Origin of the sequence: Streptomyces sp. L7 (assembly GCF_050990935.1) — a bacterium.
Classification (GTDB): Bacteria; Actinomycetota; Actinomycetes; order Actinomycetales; family Microbacteriaceae; genus Leifsonia.
In genome coordinates, this window is sequence record NZ_CP194644.1 from 4,074,731 (window position 1) to 4,095,657 (window position 20,927).

Genomic DNA, 20,927 nt, shown 5'->3' on the forward strand with positions numbered 1-20,927 from the left:
GCATCGCCCCGCGGGGTCGCGGAGAATAGACGACGGTCCACAAGACCCTCAGCATTCACCGCGATCCCACGAGGAGACACCGATGTCCGTCCTGCCCACCGACCTTCCGCATGAAACACTGCACGTGGTGAAGGGGAGGCGCAGCGGCCTCACCATCAGCATCGCGGTGCACTCCACCGTCCTCGGCCCCGCTCTCGGCGGCTGCCGCGTGTGGAACTACGACTCCTGGCAGGAGGCCGTCGCCGACTCCCTGCGCCTGGCCGAGGGGATGACGTTCAAGAACGCCGCCGCCGGCCTCAATCGTGGCGGTGGCAAGGCCGTCGTCTACCTGCCGCGCGGCCACCAGCTCAGCCCGACCGAGCGCTACGAGGTCATGCTCGACCTCGGCGACGCCGTCGAGAGCCTGGGCGGCAGCTACATGACCGCGGAGGATGTCGGCACGAGCGCCGAGGACATGTCCGTCGTCGCGACCCGCACCGCCAACGTGTGCGGCCTCCCGCCCGCGGAGGGCGGCGTCGGCGAGCCGAGCGACGCGACCGCCGCCGGCGTCTACGCCGGGCTGCTCGCAACTCTGGAGCGCGTGACCGGCAGCCGCGACGTCGCCGGCCGCCGGGTCACCGTGCTCGGCCTCGGCCACGTGGGCTCGATCATCGCCATGCGGCTCGCCAGCGAGGGCGCCGTGCTCACCGTCACCGACGTCAACCCGGCCAAGCGCGCCCTCGCGGACGCCCTCGGGGCGACCTGGGTGGAGCCGGACGAGGCGCACCGCGTGGAGGGCGACCTGTTCGTCCCGGCCGGCGTCGGCGGCGTCCTGACGGACACCGTGATCGACGAGCTGCGCGTCAAGGCGGTCGTCGGTCCGGCGAACAACCAGCTCGCCGAGCGCTCCGGCGCCGAGCGCCTCGCCGCCCGCGGCATCCTGTGGGCGCCCGACTTCGTCGTCAACGCCGGCGGCGTCATCTTCCTCGCCATGATGAACGAGGACGAGCCGTCGGCCGAGGCCACGCGCCAGCGCGTCGAGGCCATCGGCGACATCGTGGCGCGCGTCTTCGACGTCGCCGCCGAGCGCGGGATCACCACGCTGGCGGCCGCCGACGAGATCGCGCTGGCGCGCCTGCGGGAGCCCGCGCACGCGTGAGTTCCTCCGCGTCCCGCTATCGGCCGCCGTGGCCGATAGCGGGACGCCTGCCCGCCGCCGACGTATGCCAGCATTCGCATAGGGAGCGGTCGGATAGGCTCGTTCGCATGACTTCCTCCTGGGCCCGCCGGCTCGTCGCCTCCATCGTGTCCGCCGTCGCCGTGGCCGCCATCGGCCTGGTGGTCGCGACGCTCGTGCTGCTGGTGGCGAACCAGCTCAACTCCGCCGTGCTCGGGAGCATCACGCCCTACGTGGCCTGGAACGCGCTCGCCGCGTTCGTCCTCGCCGCGATCGCGGCCCTGCTGGGCGCGTACGACCGTCGCTGGATCGCGGTGGTCGCGGGGATCCTGGTCGGCCTCATCAGCGCGGCGATCGGCACGCTCGTGCTGTTCTCGACGCTGAACGTCACGCTCACAGGCCAGGCGTGGGGCCAGATCGCGTCGTCGTTCATCGGGATCAACCTCCCGTTCTGGCTCGCCGTCGCCATCGCGTTCCCGACCGCCGGTTTCGCCGTGTTCGGCGCCATCGAGTCGCAGGGTGCCCCGACCTCCCGCAAGATCGCGCTCGTGCGCATCCCCGCAGGCAACCTCAGCGAGGGCCTCATCACCCACATCGAGCGCGAGGCCGTCGACAGCGAGCTCGCCGACAAGCAGTGGGACGACTACGTCGCGGCGCTCTCCGCCGCGGGCTGGCAGACCGTGGAGGTCGCCAGCGCCGACCAGTTGGCCGACTCCGTGTTCGTGGAGGACACGGCCGTGGTCTTCGGCGACACCGCCGTGATCACCCGCCCGGGCGCCGACTCGCGTCGCCCGGAGATCGCCGGCACCGAGGCCGCGCTGCGGGCGCAGGGTCTCCGACTGGAGCGCATCGAGGAGCCGGGCACGCTCGACGGCGGCGACGTCCTGAAGGTGGGCGACACCGTCTACGTCGGTCGTGGCGGCCGCACCAACGCGGAGGGCATCCGCCAGCTGCGCGCGCTCGCCGCCCCGCTCGGCTATACCGTGGTCGCGGTGCCGGTCACCAAGGCGCTGCACCTGAAGACCGCTGTCACCGCCCTCCCGGACGGCACCGTGATCGGGTACGAGCCGATCGTGGACGACCCGCGGATCTTCCAGCGCTTCCTGCCGGTCCCGGAGGCGCACGGCACCGCCGTCGTCGTCCTCGACGACCAGACGGTGCTGATGTCGTCGTCCGCGCCCGGCTCGGTCGCGCTGGTGGAGGACCTCGGTTACACGGTGATCCAGGTCGACATCTCGGAGTTCGAGAAGCTCGAGGGCTGCGTCACCTGCCTCTCGATCCGCATCCGCTGAGGCGGAGCGGCACTCAACATTCAGCACGAATCGCGGCAATAGCGCCGCGATTCGCGACATTCGGCACGAATCGCCACGATGCGATTCGTGCCGAATGTCGACTTCGGTGGCGCGGGAGGCCACATTCGGCACGAATCGTGGCGGATCGGAAACTCGCTCTTGCGCTCTGAGAGATCCTGGGAATATTCTGTAGGGCTGCCTTGTCGCAGCACTCGGAAGACGCATCGGGCTAGGGGAGGTCGCCATGACAACGACGGAGAACACACGAACCGTGATCGTGTTCGGGCTCGTCGCCGCCGCGTACGCGTCCCCGGAGCCGGCCCCCGCCTGGTAGGTCCCAGGCAGGTACGCGCTTCCGGCTGACTGTCGCCGGCACCCGCCCAGGGCAACCGCACGGGGCATCCGTGGCCCTTGCACGTCACGCTCTCGTAGACGCATTCCTTCGGCGACCTCTCAGCACGCCTCACCGGGTCGGAGCCGACCCCGCACCCCACCAAGAAGACAAGAAACGCACGAAGAGAAAACGGAACTCATGTCTATCGCTGAAACCCATCAGCATCCTCCGCAAACAGAAGAGAAGAAGCGCTCGGGGACTGTGCGCACCCTGCTCCGCATCCTGCCGTTCGCCAAGTCCGCGGCGCCCCGGATCCTGCTCGGCATGGTCGCCGCGCTGCTGGCGAGCCTGGTCGCCCTGAGCATCCCGCAGGTGCTCCGCTGGCTGGTCGACGGCCCGCTCTCCGCGGGCGACTCGGCCGCCGTGTGGCCGGCGGCGCTGCTCGTCGTCGGGCTCGGGGCCGCAGAGGCGGTGTTCATCTCGCTGCGACGCTGGTTCGTGCTCACCCCGGGCACCCACGTCGAGGCGCGGATGCGCAACGCACTGTACGAGAAGCTGCAGGACCTGCCCGTGTCGTTCCACGACAAGTGGCCGAGCGGCCAGCTGCTGTCGCGCGCCGTCAGCGACCTGAGCCTGATCCGCCGCTGGCTGTCGTTCGGCATCGTGCTGCTCGTCGTCAACGTGGTCACCATCATCGTCGGCTTCGCCATCCTGATCGGCTGGAACTGGATCCTCGGCCTGATCTTCCTGGTGCTGTCCGTCCCGCTGTGGATCTACGGCTTCGTCTTCGAGAAGAAGTACTCGATCGTCGCCCGACGCAGCCAGGACCAGGCCGGCGACCTGGCGACGGCCGTCGAGGAATCGGTGCACGGTATCCGCGTCCTCAAGGCGTTCGGCCGGGGCAAGCACGCGCTGAAGAAGTTCGAGTCGCAGGCGGAGGCGCTCCGCGGCACGGAGATCGAGAAGGCGAAGGCCATTGCGGGCATCTGGCTGTGGCTGCTGCTCATCCCCGATGTGGCGTTCGGCATCTGTCTGGTGGTCGGCGTGTGGCTGGCCGCGCAGGGCGAGCTGACGGTCGGCGAGCTGGTCGCGTTCTTCGCGACCGCGACCGTGCTGCGGTTCCCGATCGAGTCGATCGGCTTCCTGCTCTCGATGACGTTCGACACCCGCACCGCGGCCGACCGGTTCTTCGAGGTCATGGACGAGGTCAACACGATCACCGACCCTGCCGAGCCGAAGCACATCGCGGAGCCCCGCGGCGAGCTCGTCTTCGACGACGTGCACTTCCGCTACCAGGACTCGCCGGAGCGCTTCCCCGACCTCCTCGACGGCATCGACCTCACGGTGCGGCCGGGGGAGACGATGGCGCTGGTCGGTCTGACCGGAAGCGGCAAGTCGACGCTCACCGCGCTCACCACGCGCCTGTACGACGTGACCGGCGGCGCGGTGAAGGTGGACGGCGTGGACGTGCGCGACCTCACCCGGTACGACCTGCGGAAGGCCATCGCCATGGCGTTCGAGGACGCGACGCTGTTCTCGGCCTCCGTGCGCGACAACGTGCTGCTCGGCCGCGACGGGCTCGACCCGGCCTCCGCGGAGGCGGAGCGCATCCTGACCGAGGCGCTCGAGATCGCCCAGGCCGGCTTCGTCTACGAGTTGCCGGAGGGCGTCGAGACCAAGGTCGGCGAGGAGGGGCTCAGTCTGTCCGGAGGCCAGCGGCAGCGTCTCGCGCTCGCGCGTGCCGTGGCCGCGGCGCCCAGCATCCTGGTGCTGGACGACCCGCTGTCCGCGCTCGATGTCGACACCGAGGCGCTGGTGGAGGCCGCCCTCCGCCGGGTCCTGGCCTCCACGACCGCCCTGGTCGTCGCGCACCGTCCGTCGACGGTGACGCTGGCCGACCGGGTGGCGCTGCTGGAGGACGGCCGCATCACCGCGGTCGGCACTCACCACGACCTGCTCGTGTCCAACGAGCACTACCGTTTCGTCCTCTCCTCCCTCGAAGAGGAGCGCGACGAGAAGACCCTTCAGGAGGTGAACCTGTGAGCACCGCGACTGTCCTGGGCGTCGAAGGCGAAGAGCGCCACGACCTCAACAAGGAGGAGAGCCGGCAGATCCGCCGGCGCTCGCTGCGCCTGCTCGGCTCGCTGCTGCGCCCGCTGCGCACCCGGCTGGTGCTCACCGCGATCGTCGTCGTGATCAGCACGGCCGGTCAGGTGGCCGGGCCCGCGATCATCGCGTTCGGCATCGACAACGGCATCACGGCGCTGCAGAGCCAGAACTGGCTGCCGGTCGCCGCCGCCGGCATCGCGTACCTCGTCACCGGCGTCATCGGCGCCGTCCTGATCGCGTGGTACACGGTCCTGAGCGCGCGGATCAGCCAGGCGATCCTGATCGACCTGCGCAAGCGGGTGTTCCTGCACACCCAGAAGCTCTCGCTGGAGTTCCACGAGTCGTACACGTCCGGCCGCATCATCTCGCGGCAGACCAGCGACCTGGACTCCATCCGCGAGCTGCTGGACTCGGGCATCAACCAGCTCGTGCAGGGCTTCCTGTACATGCTGTTCATCGCGATCGCGCTGTTCTGGCTCGACTGGGTGAGCGGCGTCGTGCTGCTCTGCTCGCTGGTGCCGCTGTACTTCCTGACCCGGTGGTTCCAGAAGCGCTCGCAGGTGCTGTTCCGCATCTCGCGGGTCGCGTCGGCGAAGCTGATCGTGCACTTCGTGGAGACCATGACCGGCATCCGCGCGGTCAAGGCGTTCCGCAAGGAGAAGCGCAACGAGAAGGAGTTCGGCGGCCTCGTGGAGGACTACCGCGACGTCAACGCGCGCGTCATCCAGCTCTTCGGGATCTTCGACCCCGGGCTGGTGATGATCGGCAACCTGACGGTCGGCGCCGTGCTGCTCGTCGGCGGCTTCCGGGTCGCCGACGGGCAGCTCGCGATCGGCGTGCTGCTGGCGACCCTGCTCTACACGCGCCGGTTCTTCGACCCGATGGAGGAGATGGCGATGTTCTACAACTCCTACCAGTCGGCCGCTGCGGCCCTCGAGAAGATCTCGGGTGTCCTGGAGGAGGAGCCGAGCGTTCCGGATCCCGTGCAGCCGGTCGACCTGTGGACGGCAGAAGGCCACGTACGCTTCGACGAGGTGACCTTCGCGTACAAGCGCGATCGGGTCATCCTGCCGGAGTTCAGCCTGGACATCCCTGCCGGGCAGACGGTGGCGCTGGTCGGCTCGACCGGCGCTGGCAAGTCGACCCTGGCCAAGCTGATCTCGCGGTTCTACGACCCGAGCGAGGGCTCCGTCACGCTCGACGGCGTGGATCTGCGGGACATGCATCCCAAGGACATGCGCCGCGCGATCGTCATGGTGACGCAGGAGGCCTACCTGTTCAGCGGCTCGGTCGCCGAGAACATCGCACTCGGCAAGCCGGACGCGACCAGGGAGGAGATCGAGGAGGCCGCGATCGCGGTCGGCGCCCACGAGTTCATCGCGGGGCTGCCGAACGGCTACGACACCGACGTGAACAAGCGCGGCGGCCGGGTGTCCGCGGGTCAGCGGCAGCTCATCTCGTTCGCCCGGGCGTTCCTGGCGAACCCGGCGGTGCTGATCCTGGACGAGGCGACCAGCTCGCTCGACATCCCGAGCGAGCGCCTGGTGCAGGAGGCGCTGCAGACGCTGCTCGCCGACCGCACCGCCGTGATCATCGCCCACCGCCTGTCGACGGTGGCGATCGCGGACCGCGTGCTCGTCATGGAGCACGGCCGTGTGGTGGAGGACGGCTCGCCGGACGAGCTCATCGCGGGCACGGGCCGGTTCGCCCAGCTCCACGCCGCATGGCGGGACTCGCTGGTCTGAGACCAGAGGGGCCGAACGGCGAAGGTCCCGGAAGGATCGTTCCTTCCGGGACCTTCGTGCTGTCGGCGGGAATCAGCGGAGGACCGACAGCGTCACGGTTCCGCCCTCGTAGACGCCGGCCGACCAGTCGATCGCCACCGTGTTCTCGCCGGGCGTCAGGCCCGTGAGGGTGATGGTGCGTGTCCCGGCGGATCCGATGAGGGGCTTCGCGGGGACCGTCGACGCGGTGCTCACGCCGCCGTTGAGGCTGTAGCCGATGCTCACGACCGCCGAGGTCTTGTTCGTCAGCGTGAGCGTCGCCGTGCCCGACGCCGACACGGCGCCGACGGTCGCGGTCGGAGCCGTCAGCGTGGCGAGGCCGATGTCCTGCGAGAGGGAGTTGCGGGTCTCCTCGCCGGCGAGACGGTACAGGCCGATCAGGGTCACGTCGGTGAGCGCGGCCGGAACCTCGCCCGAGTAGCGGACCGACGGCGTCTTGGCGGTGCCGCTCAGGCCCACGTAGATGTCGGTGTCGTACGGGAGGTCGCCCAGCTTGTACGATCCGATGAGTGACGGCGTGGTGGTGCTGCCCAGGACGGTGCCGTCCGCTCGGTACGCGGTCAGGGTCACCGACTCGGAGGTCTCGAGGCCGTCCTTCTTGCCGTTGGCGTTCGAGTCGTTGAACACGGTGCCGGTGAGGCTGACCGGCTGACGGACGCCGAAGAGGAAGTTCGTCGTCTTCTTCACCTTCAGGTCGGTGAGCTGGTAGCCGGTTCCCCAGTGGTCGACCACCGCGAAGTGCGTGGCGGGGATGCCGGAGATCAGGGCGGCGACCTGGGCGACCGTGCCGGTGAGGGAACCGAGCCGCCCGGACGCGTCCGCCCCGAGCAGCTTCTCGGTGTCGGCCTGGTCGACCGCGGCGACCGCGCGGGAGAGCCCGGAGGCGAGTCTGTTCAGGTACTCGTTGCGCGGCGTCGTGCTGATGTCGCCCGTGGACAGCAGAGCCGGGTCCATCGCGAGGAGCTCGTCGGCGCTGCCGGAGCTGATCAGGTCGATGAGCGCGGTGACGCGGGAGGTGTTCGCGAGGAGGTCGCCGAACGTCAGGTTGAACGGCGAGCGCATCACGACGTAGGCGCCCTCCGGGACGTCGGCGAAGGTGAGGGGCTGACCGTTCGCGGTCGTGCGGAACCGGATGGCGTCGCCGAGGTCGAGCGAGCCGCCGAGGGCGCCGGCGACCGCCGAGCCGACGTCGATCGAGGCCAGCGAGCCGTCTTCGATCGCCTTCTTGGCGGCGAGGACGTCGATGAAGATCAGCGTCCTGCCGTTGAGGCTGCCCTCGCCGGCGTCCGCGACACCGTTGCCGTTGCTGTCGTCGAACACCGTCGCGGTGAGGTCCGTCTGCTTCGTGGCGGCGACGTCCGCGACGCCGATCAGCGACAGGCCCTGGACAGTGGTCTCGGCCACGGCCCCCGGCCGGTAGCCCTCGGCGCTCGCGGCGGCGTAATACCTGCCGGCGGGGAGTTTGGCCGCCGTATAGACGCCGAGCGCGTTGGTGGTCACGGTGCGCAGTGCGCCGATGCGGGACGCGGCGTCCTCCGCGCTGCCGTAGAGCTCCACCGCGGCCTGCGCGAGCGGGAGGTCGCCGAGCGAGAGGACGCCGTCGCGGTCGGCGTCGTGGAAGACGGTGCCGGTGACGGTGTAGACGGAAGGGGCTGCGGCGGCGGGTGCGGCGCCGACCACGGGGACAGCCGAGACGCTCAGCACCGCACCGGCCGTGAGGATGGATAGCAATTTCACATCCCACACGATACACGGCACGACGGACAAGCCCCGGCCCCTCGATGAGGGTTCCGGGGCTTGTCGCCGTGGTCGGGACGGGCCAAGGGGTTGGATACGGGTTGGGTTGACGGCCCGTCGCCGGCCAGGTCTGTGCGGATCAGTCGCGTGGCGCCCTTCGGACGACGCGGTGCTGGGAGCCGCCGCCGCGCCTGAGCGGGAGGCGGAGCAGCGGGAGGTGGTGCAGCGGCGAGGAGCCGGTGTCGAGCACCACGACCTCCGCCCCCGCGTCGATCAACTCGCCGGCCGTCGCCGGGTCGACGTCGCGCCGGGTCTCGTCGGTGACGACGGCCACGCATCCCGCGGTGACCGCGCGCCCGGCCGCGGCGGTCACGGTGACGCCCGCGGTCGCTGGGGCGACGATGCCGCGGATCGCCCGCGCCAGTTCCGCCCGGTCGGCAGGACGCTCGCCGCCGCGGCCGGGGAAGCCGCCGCCGAGGTCGAGGATGTGCAGTCGGCACCCGGTGGCCGCCTCGATGTCGGCTGCAACGCCGACCGCCCGGACGATCTCCGCCACGTACTCGGCGGGGCTGCCGTCCTCCGGCACGGTGAGGGAAAGCCCCGCGATCCGGACGCCGAGCCCGCGTGCGGCCTCGGCTGCGGACACCGCCTCGTCCGGGGCCATCCCGCCGGCGGCGCGGTGCGCGGGCCGGGGCGGGAGCCCCGATCGCAGCCGGAGGAGGACGCGCAGGTCGCCGGGGGCCCCGGCGAAGCTTTCCACCGCGTGCGATCCGTCGACCACGAAGTGGCGGACTCCGGCGTCGTACGCGCCGCGCGACTCGTGCGGGTGGGTGGCCGGAGTGGCGTGCAGGATGCGCCGGCCGCCGACTCCGGCGGCGAGCAGCGCGGGGAGCGCCTGGTCGTGGGCGACGGCGAAGCCGCCGTCCGCGTCCGCGATGGCGGCCAGCAGCCGGGGGTGCGCCAGCGCGCTGACGTCGTACAGCACGTCGACCCAGGGGAAGGCGTCCCGGAGAGCGGTGTACCGCCGGCGGGCGCGGTCGAGGTCGAGGACGACCAGTGGGAGGCGGCCGAGGTCCGCCGCCACCGCCTCGGCGGCCGTTCGGGCGGCGCCGTTCGGGAAGGCGGTTCGGGTTGGGGCGGACATCGCGTTCTCCTCGGGTTCCTCAGGCTGATCGGCGGGCCTTTCCGGTCTTGCTGAGCTTGACTCATATGTTCCTGCCGGTGGTCGGCGGCCCGCATCCGGGGGTCACCGGTTTGCCGATGCGTGCTGGCACGGATGCGACTCCGCGGCGGCGCCGGAGAGAATCGAGGCATGTGCCTCCGTGTTGTGATCGTCGACGACCACGCACGGTTCCGGGCTCAGGCGGCCGAGCTCCTCACGCTCGAGCGCTTCTCCGTCGTCGGGGACGCCGAGACCGGCGCCGGCGGCGTCGAGCTCAGCCGCACCCTCGCCCCCGACGTGGTGCTGATGGACGTCGGCCTCCCCGACGCCAACGGGTTCGACCTGGTGACCGCGATGCACGAGACCGGGGCCGTGGTCGTGCTGACGTCGAGCCGGTCGCTGCGCGACTACGGCACGCGCGTGTCCGACAGCGGGGCGGACGGTTTCATCACCAAGGCGGAACTGAGCGGTGAGGCGATTCGCAGCCTGCTCAGGTGAGCGCGTGTCCGACCGCGGAGCAGACAGCGCGATTCGTGGTTTGCTCAGGTGAGCGCGTGTCCGACCGCGGAGCAGACAGCGGCGATTCGCGGCCTGCTAAGGTAAGCGCGTGGTCGGGGGAGACAACTCGGGTACCCGCCCGCTCCGGGTCGCAGTCGCCGATGACGCTGTGCTGCTCCGCGAGGGGATCGGGCAGATCCTGCGCGCGGGCGGCGTGGAGGTCGTGGCGTCGGTGGACACGGCGGAGCAGGCGCTCGACGTGCTCGCGGACGACGCCGGCGTGGACGCCGTGGTGCTCGACATCAAGATGCCGCCGACGCACACCGACGAGGGCCTGCGCGCTCTTGAGACCCTGCGGGCGTCCGGTTCGCAGGTCGGCGTCCTCCTGCTCTCCATGTACACGACGGCCGCGTATGCCATCCGGGCGATGAGCGCCGGCAGCGGCACCGGCTATCTTCTGAAAGACCGGGTCGCCGACGCCGACACGCTGGTGAACGCCGTGCGCACCGTCGCGGCCGGAGGGTCGGTCGTCGACCCGGAGGTCGTGCAGGTGCTGGTGTCCGCACGGTCGGCGGAGGCCGCGATCGAGTCGCTGTCGTCGCGGGAGGTCGACGTGCTCCGGCTGATGGCCGAGGGTCTCTCCAACGCGGGCATCGCCGCGGCGCTCCACCTCAGCCTCCGCACCGTCGAGTCGCACATCGGCCACATCATGGCCAAGCTCGACATCGAGGAGACCACCGAAGGCCACCGGCGCGTGCTCGCGGTGCTGCGCTTCCTCGGCCGGGACGCCTGAGGCGATCATGGGGGCCCGACGCCTCTGGGTCCGGGCCGCCGCCGTCTCGGTGACGATCGCCGCCAACGTGCTCGCGCAGGTGTTCAGCGCCCTGACCGGCGACTACGGCCCGCGGCCGCAGGGCATCGGCTGGGCCATCGTGTTCGTCGCGGTCTCGCTGGACTACGTCGTCTGCGCCGTCATCGCGTGGCGGGCGATCCGCAGCGCGGCGCCCGGCTGGCTGATGGTGGGCGCTGCCCTCTTCTGGGCTGCGGGCGCCTGGTACCCGCTCACCCGGGACATCGGCTGGCTGTGGCCGCTGGTGGAGGGCGTCACCGACCTGTGGGCGGTGCTGGTGGGCATCCTGGTGCTCACGTATCCGGGCGGCCACCTGGTGTCGCGCTTCGACCGCGTCGTGGCGTACACACTGAGCGGCGCGTTCCTGGTGCGGTTCCTCGGCATCCTGCTGTTCTCGTCGCCGGTGCCGGCCGACTGCGGCTGCGTCACCAACCCGTACGCCATCCTGCCGAGCCCGGACGCGGACTACTGGCTCGGCGTCGCGTGGCGCGTCGTCGGCGTGGTGCTTCTGCTGGCGGTCGCGGGGAGGCTGGCCGTGCGCTGGGTCACGAGCTCCCTGCCGGCCAGGCGGGTGTCGTTCGTGATGCCGCTCGCGCTCCTGCTGTGGTGCTACGGCACGGTGCAGGACTCGGTGAGCTTCGCCCTGGGCTGGGACAGCGGCTGGCTGCAGTTCGTCCCGCCGATCGCGATCGCGCTCATACCGCCGGCCTACGTCGGCGGCGTCTTCTACGCGCGCGGGCTGCGGTCGCGCGTGGCCGACCTGGTCATCGTCGCGCGCGACAAGGTGGACAGGGCGCTCTGGGAGTCCAGCCTCGCGCGCACCCTGCACGATCATTCGCTCCGCGTGTTCTGGTGGGATGAGCACCGGCGCGCGTACCGCACGAGCGCCGGGGACGCGGTGCCCGACGGCGACCGGCCCGAGCGGCCGGGCCGGTCGACGATGGCGATCGACTCCGACCAGGGGCCCATCGCCCTGATCGAGCACGACGTGGCGCTCAGCCAGGACGACCGGTTGCTCGACGCCGTCTCGTCCGCACTGCTGCTCTCGGTCGACAACGACCGGCTGCGCGGGCGGCTGGAGCAGACCATCCAGGAGCTGCGGGAGTCCCGCCTGCGCATCGTCGAGGAGGGCTACCTCGCCCGGAGGCGGCTGGAGCGCGACCTGCACGACGGGTCGCAGCAGCAGCTCGTCTCGCTGGCCATCGGCCTCCGGATCGCGACGACGAAGGCCGCAGCCGCGGGGCAGCAGGAGCTGGTCGGCGACCTGGAGAAGGCGTCGGCGCAGCTCGCCGACGCGCTCCGGGAGCTCCGCGAGCTCGCCCGCGGCATCCACCCGACTGTGCTGACCGATGGCGACCTGCGCTCGGCGCTGGAGGAGCTCGCGCAGCGCAGCGTGGTCCCGGTCCAGGTGCACGTCGAGCCCGCCGAGCGCCTGCCGGATGTGGTCGAGGAGACGATCTACTACTGCGTCTCCGAATGCCTGGCGAACGCCGCCAAGCACGCCGGCGCACGCACCTGCTCGGTGCTGGTCGCCCGCGACGGCGATGCGGTGACCGTGTCGGTGAAGGACGACGGCCGCGGGGGAGCGCGCATCGAACCGGGCGGGGGCCTGGAGGGGCTGCGAGACCGGGTGGAGACCGTCGGCGGGCACGTCGAGGTGCGGTCGGTGGCCGGCCTCGGGACGATCGTCGAACTCGTGCTCCCGGCTCAGGTTGCCGAGGGCAGCAGGCCCTGAGAGCGACCCGTCAGCGGGTGGTCACTTGCTCGTGCCGGAGGTGGCGGGGCGGACCGCGTAGACCTGCTGGGCGATGGCGAACGCGCTCCAGCCTCCCGGACAGGAGTACGAGGCGTTCGCGGGGATGCCGGAGATGGGCCACCAGCTGTCCTGGATGGTCGGCTTCGGCGGAGCGACGTTCGTCAGCTTGCAGACGTCCTTCTTGAGCAGCTCCGGAGAGATGTAGGTCATGATCGCCTCGCCGCTCTGCGTGTCGTAGTCGACCCGGATCACGGTCGCGTCGCTCGGGACGAACGACGGCGAGCCGATGCGCGCGGTGTCCGCGGCCCTGAAGTCCTTGGCCGTGTCGTAGATGGAGGGATCGACGTGCGGGGTGAACGCCGCCACGACCGAGCACCCGGAGAGGGCGGCGACGAGAGGGACGGCGGCGACGGCGAGGCCGAGTCGACGGGTACGGGGCACGGACGCTCCTGGACGGGTTCACATGGACAGACCCGTCCAGTCAACACCATGAAGCTGAACGCTCGCATCGATCGGGGGGATGATCTCAGCGTGTGTCGTGCCGCGCCGTCCTCAGATCCACCCGGTACGGCGACTTCCCGCCGCCGAGAAGGGGCGTCCCCTCGGTGCGGTAATGCTCCAGCGCGATGTGCTCGTGGTTCGCCGGAGGGTGCCCGCTCGCGCGCACGACGCGCCACCATGGCACGTCGCCGCCGTAGTAGGCCATGATCTGGCCGACCATCCGTGCGGCGCGCGACCCGAGCGCGGCGGCGACGTCACCGTAGGTCATGACCCGGCCGGGCGGGATGCTGTCCACGACGGCGAGGACGCGGGAGGCGAAGTCGGCGCCGGACGCCGGTGAAGCGGACTCAGCGGGTTCAGAGGTCGAGGGCACCGATGGTCTCGCCGTACTGCGTCTCTCCGATGGGCGTGAAGCCGGTGCGCAGGAAGAACTGCTCGGGGCCGAGCTCGCCGGACTCCCAGATCACGTGGAGCCGGGAGACGCCGCGGTCACGGGCTTCGTCGGCGAGGGCCTTGACCGCGAAGGTGCCGATGCCGCGGCCCTGGTCGTCGGCGTCGACGTTGATGCGCCAGAGGATCGCCTTGAACTCGTCGTGCTCGGCGTACGGGTTGAAGTCGCCCATGATGAAGCCGACGACGTCGTCGCCGTCGAGAACGACGCGCTGCCACGACGTGGACGGGTCGGCGACGGCGGCCGCAGCCGAGTAGGACACGGGAGCGATGAACTGCTCCTGGCCGGGCTTCAGGGACAGCGCGTTCGCCGCCACGACGGTCTTCGCGCTCAACTCTTCCAGTCTCAACTCAGCCATAAACGAAAGGGTAACGTGCGAGGCGATCCTCGCATAGTCGGCTGGACCCGGCTGACCGGAGGCTGACAAAACTGTCTCGATGTCAAGATAGTTGCCGGACTCGGGTAAGCTGTCTCCGGCTGAAAAACGGCACAGACCTCAGGAGAACCAGTGGACAAGATCAAGGTTGATGGAACGGTCGTCGAGCTCGACGGCGACGAGATGACGCGGATCATCTGGAAGGCGATCAAGGACTCCCTGATCCACCCGTACCTCGACGTGAACCTCGAGTACTACGACCTCGGCATCCAGAAGCGCGACGAGACCGACGACCAGATCACGATCGACGCGGCGCACGCCATCCAGAAGCACGGCGTCGGCGTCAAGTGCGCCACCATCACTCCGGACGAGGCGCGCGTCGAGGAGTTCGGCCTCAAGAAGATGTGGAGGAGCCCGAACGGCACCATCCGCAACATCCTCGGCGGCGTCGTGTTCCGCGAGCCGATCATCATCTCCAACATCCCGCGGCTGGTGCCGGGCTGGAACAAGCCGATCGTCATCGGCCGTCACGCCTTCGGCGACCAGTACCGCGCCACCGACTTCACGTTCGACGGCCCGGGCACGCTGACCATGAGCTTCCAGCCGGCCGACGGCGGCGAGGCCAAGTCCTTCGAGATCTACCAGGCTCCCGGCGCCGGCGTCGCGATGGGCATGTACAACCAGGACGCGTCCATCCGCGACTTCGCCCGCGCGTCGTTCAACTACGGCCTCGACCGCCAGTACCCGGTCTACCTGTCGACCAAGAACACGATCCTCAAGGCCTACGACGGCCGGTTCAAGGACCTCTTCCAGGAGGTCTTCGACACCGAGTACAAGGAGAAGTTCGACGCGGCCGGCCTCACGTACGAGCACCGCCTGATCGACGACATGGTCGCCTCCAGCCTCAAGTGGGAGGGCGGCTACGTCTGGGCTTGCAAGAACTACGACGGCGACGTCCAGTCCGACACCGTCGCGCAGGGCTTCGGCTCGCTCGGCCTGATGACCTCCGTGCTCACCACCCCGGACGGCTCGGTCGTCGAGGCGGAGGCCGCGCACGGCACGGTGACCCGCCACTACCGCCAGTACCAGCAGGGCAAGCCGACCTCCACCAACCCGATCGCCTCGATCTTCGCCTGGACGCGCGGCCTCGCGCACCGCGGCAAGCTCGACGGCAACCAGGACCTCATCGACTTCACCCACACCCTCGAGGACGTCGTGGTGAAGACGGTCGAGCAGGGCAAGATGACCAAGGACCTCGCCCTCCTGGTCGGCCCGGAGCAGAAGTTCCTGACCACCGAGGAGTTCCTCGACGCGATCAGCGAGAATCTGAAGGCCCGCATGGCCTGAGTGCCCGGCGTCCGCTGAACCGCCCACGGGCCGCGAGCATCGTCTCGCGCCCTGGGCGGTTTTTCGTGCCCGAATCGCGGGGGCATGCGGGCTATTTCGCAGGTGACCCCCTCGCTCCCTGTTTCATCTGGGTGCACGTGCTCACGCGGATCCAGGCGGTACTCGCCCGTCGCCGCGGTGATGCGTCAGGTCAAAATATCATGATCGATATTTTCCAATCGGGTCGCTGGAGGCCACCATCAATACACGCAACCGCAATGACGACGACGAGGGCACGCGCGCGAACGACGCGACCCTCTCTTCCCCGACCGCGCCCGCTGAGGTGTCGGGGATCTCGCGACGGACGGTCGCGAAGACCGCCGCCTGGGTGGCCCCGGCGATCGCGCTGTCCGTCGCGTCGCCCGCCGCGGCCTCGTCAGTGCCGCCCGACGGGCCGCCCCTCGCGGCGGAGTTCACGAGCCCCGTCTACTCGACCGTCCCGGACGGCGCATACGACGAGAGCACCAGTGGCCGCGTCGCACTCATGGTCACCTCGAACGGTCTCCCGGTCGCGGGTGCGACGGTCATCTTCACGATCGGCCAGCAGGAGACGGACGCGGGCGACGAGGACGGCCTCGAGGACGACGACACGTCGACCGGTGAAGACGACACCACCACGGGCGGGGGCGGCCGCGAGCCGTCCGCGACCTTCGCGGGCGGCGTTCTGACGGAGGCGGTCGTGACCGACGCGTCCGGGCTCGCGACGCCGTCCGTCGTCACCGTCGGCCACCCATCGGGTCTGCTGGCGGTCACCGCAATCGTCACGCGGGACGGTAACAGTGCCACGGCCGGGGCGATTCTGCGTATCTCCCAGTTGCTCGCCCTGCAGGGATGGGGCTACAACGGCGCGCCCGGAGCGACCGGCATCGGCGTCGTCGGAAGAAACACCACCCTGCCGGTGGCCGTCGGTCTCGCTGAGAGCGTCGCCACCGAGCACCTCGGTCACTCGCACGGTGACCGCGGCTTCATCGTCGACCGCGACCACCAGGTCTGGGGCTGGGGGCGCGGCACCTACTACGCGCTGGAGCCCCAGGGGAGGGTCAACCGCAGCGCCCCGGTGCTCCTCGACCTCGGCGCCGAGGTCGCGGCCGCGAGTCCGGTGCAGGTCGAGGGCACCTACTTCAACACGTCCGTCCTGACCGCGACCGGCGAGGTGTTCAGCCGGGGCGACGGCCGTAACGGTCTGAACGGCGACGGCCGCACCAGCGGCGTGCAGCGCTCCGTTCCGAGCAAGGTGCGCATCGACGATGTCATCAAGATCTCGGGCGGGTACAACACGATGTACGCGGTCCGGGGCGACAACACGGTCTGGGCCTGGGGCTACGGAGGGAACGGCGCTCGCGGGGACGGCGGGACGAACGCTGCCGGAGGCGGCGTGCCCGTGCGGGTGCAGCTGCCCACGGCGGAGAAATGGATCCAGGTCGCGGGAAAGACCTACGGCGGTATCGCGCTGGCCGAGTCCGGCCTCGTCTATGCATGGGGGACCGGCGCGTACCGCTCGCTCGGCGACGGGCGCACCGGCACGGGTCGCGCGACCATTCCGGTGCGCGTTTCCGGCATCGACAGCGCGGTGTCCATCGCCGCCAACCGCTACCAGCTCGGCGCTGTGCTCGCGGACACCACGGTGCGCACGTGGGGCCGGCCGTCCAGCCGCGCTCTGGGAAACGGCACGACAGCGGCCGTCTACGCACCGGTGAGCCCGACGTATGCGGACGGCCAACAGCTCGACGGAGTGACCAAGCTCGCGTTCGGCGACAACTCGTCGATGGCCCTGCTGATGGACGGAAGCGTGGTCACCTGGGGTCGTCCCAACTACGGTCAGCTCGCGAACGGGACCACGAACTACGCCCGCAACGGATCGGCGTACGACTACTTCCCGCGGAAGGCGCTGTTCCTGAAGGACGTCACGGACATCGCGAGCTCGCGCCTGCAGAACTGGGCGGTCACGAAGGTCTGACCCGCTCGACTCGTACCGAATGTCGCCTTTCACGTCGCGTAAGGCGACATTCGGCGCGAAAGGCCGGAGTTATCGCGCGGTCCAGCCGCCGTCGATGGCGAGCGTCTGGCCGGTGATCAGCGAAGCGGCGGGGGAGGCCAGGAACGCGACCCGCGCCCGACACCTCCCGAGGCGCCCCGATCCGGTGCAGGGCCGCGATGCGCTCGATCGTGTCGGCGCGGAACGCGTCGTCCGAGAGCGCCTTCGCCGTGCCGTCCGTCTCGATGAAGGTCGGCGCGACCGCGTTGACCCGGATGCCGTACTGCCCCCACTCGACCGCCAGGCAGCGGGTGAGGTGCACGACCGCGGCCTTCGCGGCGCAGTAGGACGATTCGCCCGGCAGCGCGACGAGGCCGGCCTGCGACGCCACATTGACGATCGCGCCGCCGCCGTTCGCGAGCATGCTCTTCGCGACGTGCTGGGACAGGAAGAACGTCGAGCGCGTGTTGAGCTGCCAGACCCGCTCGAAGTCGTCCTCCGTGACCTCCAGGGCCGGCGCGTCGACGCCGCCGCCGGCGTTGTTGACCAGGATGTCGATCGGCCCGAGCTCGGCGGCGACCTCGTCCATCGCGGCGCGGCAACCCGGGAGGTCGAGCACATCCATCCGGAGGGCGCGCGCGGTCACCCCGAACGACGACAACTCCTCCACCAGTGCCGCCGAGCCGTCCGGGTCGCGCACGCCGAGCACCACATCGGCGCCCTGGCCGGCGAGTTCGAGGGCGATCTCCCGGCCGAGGCCGCGGCTGGCGGCCGTCACCAGGGCGCGGGAGCCCGTCAGGTCGAAGGGCGTGCGGGCGGGAGCGGATGACGGGGTGTTCACGCTCGGAGTGTAACGACTTGAAGTCGGAGCTTGCACTTCTTTTGTTCGTAAGCTTTACTAACAAACATGACCACAACGGACGTGCTCGGCGGCACCGGAAGCCTCGGCCCCGGCAGGGCGCTCCGTCCGCGTTCGAAGGTCCTCCCGGAGCACGCCCGCAGCCACAACCGGTCGCTGGTGCTCCAGACCCTCTACCGTTCGGGGGAGCGGAGCCGGGCCGACCTGGCCCGCGAGACCGGCCTCACCCGCGTCACCATCTCCGACCTCGTCGCCGAACTCCTAGCCGAGGGCCTCGTGGTGGAGCTCGGCCAGCGGGAGGCCGCCCGGCCGGGCAAGCCCGCCGTCCTCCTCGACATCAACCGCACGGCACACCAGATCGTCGGCGTCGACCTCAGCGACCACGACCGCTTCCGCGGCGCCGTCATGGACCTCGACGGCGAGCTGGTCGACTCGGCGGAGGTCCCGCTCGAAGACGGCGACGGGGAGTCCGCCACCGGGGAGGCGGCCCTCGTCAAGGTCCGCTCGCTCGTGTCGCAACTCGTCGCCGCGGCCACCGCCCCGATCCTCGGGATCGGCGTCGGCTCGCCCGGTGTCGTCGACCTCACCGGCACCATCCTCACCGCGCCCAATCTCGGCTGGACCGACGTGCCGCTGCAGGACGACCTTCACCGGCTGACCGGCCTCCCGGTCGTCGTCGCGAACGATGCCAACGCCGCGGTGCTCGCCGAGCACAGCTACGGCGGCGCGACGGGCGACATGATGCTCATCCGCGTCGGCCACGGCATCGGCGCCGGCCTGATCATCGCCGGGACACTCGTCTACGGCAGCCACTTCGCCGCGGGCGAGATCGGCCAGGTCATGGTCGGCACCGACCTCGGCCTGGATGCGACCTACACCCGCGAGCAGGTGCTCGAGCACTGGCTCAGCGTGCCGCAGCTCCAGCGCGGCATCCGGGAGGCCGAGGCCGCGGGGCGCGACGCCACTCCGGTGCTCCGCGAGGCCGGCCAGCGGCTCGGCATCTCCCTGGCGCCGGTGGTCGGCGCGCTCAACCTGTCGGAGCTCGTCCTGAGCGGCCCGACCGAACTGCTCGATGGCCCTCTCGCCGAGGCGACCATCCACACGCTCCGGAACCGGACGATGGCGGAGAACCACGCCGACCTCGCGGTCCGGATGACCACGCAGGGGCAGGACATCGTCCTGCGCGGCGCGGCCGTACTCGTCCTCTCCGGACAACTCGGGGTCTCGTGACACAGCACCGCCCGATCCACGACCCCTGCACCGACGGTGTGCTGCGACCGCAGACACCGACCACCGAAGAAAGCCCGAAACGAATGAAGGGAACAGCAATGAAGAGAAAGCTCGTCGGCCTCGCCGCTGTGGCTACGGCTTCCGCTCTCGTGCTCGCCGGATGCGCCTCTGGCGGAGCCCAGGCTCCGAGCACCGATGGGAAGGGCAAGACGGTCACCCTGTGGCTCGTCGGCTCGGACACCCCGGACGCGCTGCGCAACTACCTGAAGACCGAGTTCACCAAGGAGACCGGAGCCACGCTCAAGATCGAGCAGCAGGATTGGGGAGACATCGTCACCAAGCTCACCACGTCCCTTCCCGACGCGAACAACACGCCGGACGTGACAGAGATGGGCAACACCCAGTCGCCGACCTTCACCAACGTCGGCGCCTTCCTCGACGTCTCCGACATGTACCAGGAGCTCGGCGGCAGCAAGCTGCTCCAGTCCTTCGTGGACGCGGGCAAGGTCGACGGCAAGAACTACACGCTGCCGTACTACTTCGGCTCGCGCTACATGTTCTACCGCAAGGACGTCTACAACGCGGCCGGCGCTTCGGTGCCGACCACGCTCGACCAGTTCAACAGCACCGTCGCCGACATCACGGCCAAGAACCCGAAGGGGATCCCGAACTTCTCCGGCTTCTTCCTCGGCGGCCAGGACTGGCGCGACGGCATCTCCTGGATCTTCGCCAACGGCGGTGACATCGCCAAGAAGGACGGCTCCAAGTGGGTCGCCACGCTCGACTCGGCGAACTCGCTGAAGGGTCTCCAGCAGCTTCAGGACATCTACAAGAACGCGTCCAAGGCGCCGAACGACGCCAAGGACTCGAACCAGTACATCTACCTGAACGACACCGACCAGACGGTGGACGCCAACGGCAACAAGACCGGCGACACCTCGCTGGCCGCCGCCACCATCATGGCTCCGAGCTGGGCGCACTGGTCGATCGGCGACCTGTCCACCCAGAACGGCAAGGCCGTCCGCACCTGGAACGACAACACCTTCGGCGCCTACGTGCTGCCGGGCACCAACGGCAAGCCGGCTCCGGTCTTCGCCGGCGGCTCCAACATCGGCATCTCGGCCAAGTCCAAGAACCCGGGCCTGGCCAAGACGCTGCTGAAGATCATCTTCAGCAAGCAGTACCAGGAGATGCTCGGCAAGAACGGCCTCGGCCCGGCGAACTCGGACGACATGTCCTCGCTCGGGAACGACCAGTTCGCGAAGGCGCTCATCGAGTCGGCCTCCCACTCCAAGCTGACTCCGGCCGCGCCGGGCTGGGCTTCGGTCGAGGCGGCGAACGTGATGGAGGAGTTCTTCTCCAAGATCCGCGACTCGTCCGACCTGAAGGGCCTCGCCCAGCAGTACGACACCAAGATCAACGCCCTCCTCAACGTGAAGAACGGCTGATCGGCTCGATCTGGCGCCACCCT

At 70.0% G+C, this 20,927-nt stretch carries 17 protein-coding genes; 11 read left to right on the forward strand and 6 right to left on the reverse strand.

The features are described 5' to 3' along the window. Window positions 1–82: 82 nt before the first annotated feature. The 4 genes from ACR5MH_RS20675 (at window position 83) to ACR5MH_RS20690 (ending at window position 6,636) form a co-directional block, all read left to right on the forward strand. A complete protein-coding gene (locus ACR5MH_RS20675) occupies window positions 83–1,138 on the forward strand; it encodes a Glu/Leu/Phe/Val dehydrogenase dimerization domain-containing protein (RefSeq protein ID WP_431348891.1) in 1,056 nt (351 codons plus the stop codon). A 524-nt stretch (window positions 1,139–1,662) separates the two neighbouring features. Continuing rightward, the gene (gene ddaH, locus ACR5MH_RS20680; protein ID WP_433862682.1) at window positions 1,663–2,448 is read left to right on the forward strand and encodes a dimethylargininase; all 786 of its coding nucleotides are present in this window, start codon (window positions 1,663–1,665) and stop codon (window positions 2,446–2,448) included. A 532-nt stretch (window positions 2,449–2,980) separates the two neighbouring features. After that, window positions 2,981–4,825, forward strand: coding sequence for an ABC transporter ATP-binding protein (locus ACR5MH_RS20685; RefSeq protein WP_433862110.1), 1,845 nt, complete (start codon window positions 2,981–2,983; stop codon window positions 4,823–4,825). Next, window positions 4,822–6,636 carry an ABC transporter ATP-binding protein gene (locus ACR5MH_RS20690; protein WP_431348893.1) on the forward strand — a complete coding sequence of 605 codons (1,815 nt, stop codon included), beginning with the start codon at window positions 4,822–4,824 and terminating at the stop codon, window positions 6,634–6,636. Before ACR5MH_RS20685 ends, ACR5MH_RS20690 begins: the two co-directional genes overlap by 4 nt. 72 nt (window positions 6,637–6,708) lie before the next feature. On the opposite strand, the gene ACR5MH_RS20695 is transcribed toward ACR5MH_RS20690, so the two are convergent. Then, on the reverse strand, window positions 6,709–8,412 hold the full coding sequence (locus ACR5MH_RS20695; RefSeq protein ID WP_431348894.1) for a hypothetical protein: 1,704 nt from the start codon (window positions 8,410–8,412) through the stop codon (window positions 6,709–6,711). Window positions 8,413–8,551: 139 nt separating this feature from the next. Further along, complete coding sequence (locus ACR5MH_RS20700) at window positions 8,552–9,556, reverse strand: hypothetical protein (protein WP_431348895.1); 1,005 nt, start codon at window positions 9,554–9,556, stop codon at window positions 8,552–8,554. A gap of 168 nt (window positions 9,557–9,724) precedes the next feature. Between ACR5MH_RS20700 and ACR5MH_RS20705 the strand changes: the two genes are divergently transcribed. The 3 genes from ACR5MH_RS20705 (at window position 9,725) to ACR5MH_RS20715 (ending at window position 12,657) form a co-directional block, all read left to right on the forward strand. Next, on the forward strand, window positions 9,725–10,072 hold the full coding sequence (locus ACR5MH_RS20705; protein WP_431348896.1) for a response regulator: 348 nt from the start codon (window positions 9,725–9,727) through the stop codon (window positions 10,070–10,072). Window positions 10,073–10,181: 109 nt separating this feature from the next. Beyond that, window positions 10,182–10,865 carry a response regulator gene (locus ACR5MH_RS20710; RefSeq protein WP_431348897.1) on the forward strand — a complete coding sequence of 228 codons (684 nt, stop codon included), beginning with the start codon at window positions 10,182–10,184 and terminating at the stop codon, window positions 10,863–10,865. A 7-nt stretch (window positions 10,866–10,872) separates the two neighbouring features. Then, on the forward strand, window positions 10,873–12,657 hold the full coding sequence (locus ACR5MH_RS20715) for a sensor histidine kinase (RefSeq protein ID WP_431348898.1): 1,785 nt from the start codon (window positions 10,873–10,875) through the stop codon (window positions 12,655–12,657). Window positions 12,658–12,678: 21 nt separating this feature from the next. On the opposite strand, the gene ACR5MH_RS20720 is transcribed toward ACR5MH_RS20715, so the two are convergent. From ACR5MH_RS20720 to ACR5MH_RS20730, 3 genes are all read right to left on the reverse strand, one after another. After that, window positions 12,679–13,119 carry a hypothetical protein gene (locus tag ACR5MH_RS20720; protein ID WP_431348899.1) on the reverse strand — a complete coding sequence of 147 codons (441 nt, stop codon included), beginning with the start codon at window positions 13,117–13,119 and terminating at the stop codon, window positions 12,679–12,681. An 85-nt stretch (window positions 13,120–13,204) separates the two neighbouring features. Beyond that, a complete protein-coding gene (locus ACR5MH_RS20725) occupies window positions 13,205–13,552 on the reverse strand; it encodes an MGMT family protein (protein WP_431348900.1) in 348 nt (115 codons plus the stop codon). Then, the gene (locus tag ACR5MH_RS20730; protein WP_431348901.1) at window positions 13,536–13,988 is read right to left on the reverse strand and encodes a GNAT family N-acetyltransferase; all 453 of its coding nucleotides are present in this window, start codon (window positions 13,986–13,988) and stop codon (window positions 13,536–13,538) included. Before ACR5MH_RS20730 ends, ACR5MH_RS20725 begins: the two co-directional genes overlap by 17 nt. 150 nt (window positions 13,989–14,138) lie before the next feature. On the opposite strand from ACR5MH_RS20730, the gene ACR5MH_RS20735 reads away from it, so the two are divergent. Further along, entirely contained in the window at window positions 14,139–15,353 is a 1,215-nt protein-coding gene (locus tag ACR5MH_RS20735) for an NADP-dependent isocitrate dehydrogenase (RefSeq protein ID WP_431348902.1), read from the forward strand. Window positions 15,354–15,675: 322 nt separating this feature from the next. After that, window positions 15,676–17,349 carry an RCC1 domain-containing protein gene (locus tag ACR5MH_RS20740; RefSeq protein WP_431348903.1) on the forward strand — a complete coding sequence of 558 codons (1,674 nt, stop codon included), beginning with the start codon at window positions 15,676–15,678 and terminating at the stop codon, window positions 17,347–17,349. Here ACR5MH_RS20740 and ACR5MH_RS20745 read toward each other — a convergent pair. After that, on the reverse strand, window positions 17,336–18,208 hold the full coding sequence (locus tag ACR5MH_RS20745; RefSeq protein ID WP_431348904.1) for an SDR family NAD(P)-dependent oxidoreductase: 873 nt from the start codon (window positions 18,206–18,208) through the stop codon (window positions 17,336–17,338). The two genes, ACR5MH_RS20740 and ACR5MH_RS20745, sit on opposite strands and share 14 nt — an antisense overlap. A gap of 66 nt (window positions 18,209–18,274) precedes the next feature. Between ACR5MH_RS20745 and ACR5MH_RS20750 the strand changes: the two genes are divergently transcribed. Beyond that, on the forward strand, window positions 18,275–19,456 hold the full coding sequence (locus ACR5MH_RS20750) for an ROK family transcriptional regulator (RefSeq protein WP_431348905.1): 1,182 nt from the start codon (window positions 18,275–18,277) through the stop codon (window positions 19,454–19,456). Between the two features lie 98 nt (window positions 19,457–19,554). Continuing rightward, the gene (locus ACR5MH_RS20755; RefSeq protein WP_431348906.1) at window positions 19,555–20,904 is read left to right on the forward strand and encodes an extracellular solute-binding protein; all 1,350 of its coding nucleotides are present in this window, start codon (window positions 19,555–19,557) and stop codon (window positions 20,902–20,904) included. Window positions 20,905–20,927 lie beyond the last annotated feature (23 nt).

Bases quoted from the DNA above. Each gene is read 5' to 3' on its own strand.
- ACR5MH_RS20675 (WP_431348891.1), top strand. From the start codon at position 83: ATGTCCGTCCTGCCCACCGACCTTCCGCATGAAACACTGCACGTGGTG.
- ACR5MH_RS20685 (WP_433862110.1), top strand. From the start codon at position 2,981: ATGTCTATCGCTGAAACCCATCAGCATCCTCCGCAAACAGAAGAGAAG.
- ACR5MH_RS20700 (WP_431348895.1), bottom strand. From the start codon at position 9,556: ATGTCCGCCCCAACCCGAACCGCCTTCCCGAACGGCGCCGCCCGAACG.
- ACR5MH_RS20705 (WP_431348896.1), top strand. From the start codon at position 9,725: ATGTGCCTCCGTGTTGTGATCGTCGACGACCACGCACGGTTCCGGGCT.
- ACR5MH_RS20715 (WP_431348898.1), top strand. From the start codon at position 10,873: ATGGGGGCCCGACGCCTCTGGGTCCGGGCCGCCGCCGTCTCGGTGACG.
- ACR5MH_RS20730 (WP_431348901.1), bottom strand. From the start codon at position 13,988: ATGGCTGAGTTGAGACTGGAAGAGTTGAGCGCGAAGACCGTCGTGGCG.
- ACR5MH_RS20750 (WP_431348905.1), top strand. From the start codon at position 18,275: ATGACCACAACGGACGTGCTCGGCGGCACCGGAAGCCTCGGCCCCGGC.
- ACR5MH_RS20755 (WP_431348906.1), top strand. From the start codon at position 19,555: ATGAAGAGAAAGCTCGTCGGCCTCGCCGCTGTGGCTACGGCTTCCGCT.